The organism is Paraburkholderia sp. SIMBA_054, from assembly GCF_046534875.1.
Lineage (GTDB): Bacteria > Pseudomonadota > Gammaproteobacteria > Burkholderiales > Burkholderiaceae > Paraburkholderia > Paraburkholderia hospita.
This window is the reverse complement of record NZ_JAWRXV010001661.1, coordinates 1-238: the sequence shown is the minus strand read 5'-3', so window position 1 is coordinate 238 and position 238 is coordinate 1. Positions and strand designations below refer to the sequence as shown.

The following is a 238-nucleotide window of genomic DNA, read 5'->3' as shown; positions in this document are numbered from 1 at the left end:
CGGATTCATTCATTTGTCTGACCTCACTCCCAAATCGTCCCGGCTAATTACTCGCTGGGTTCATTATCCATCCAACGCTGCTTGGACCGGTCCAGATGCGTTCGCATGGCTGCCTGCGCCTGAAGCGGATCCCTCGCTTCCAGCGCCGCATAGATGGCTTCGTGCTCGGCCAAAGCCAGAGCCCATGTATCGTTGTCCTCGAAGCGCGTCCTGATATGCGACGTCAGCGGACTATGCC

Annotated in this window: 1 protein-coding gene; it reads right to left on the bottom strand. The window is 57.6% G+C overall.

Annotated elements, in window-relative coordinates; genetic code table 11:
* Positions 1-47: 47 nt before the first annotated feature.
* Positions 48-238, bottom strand: a 191-nt coding sequence (locus tag SB822_RS60735) for an FCD domain-containing protein (protein WP_410859604.1), incomplete at its 5' end; no start/stop codon positions are given.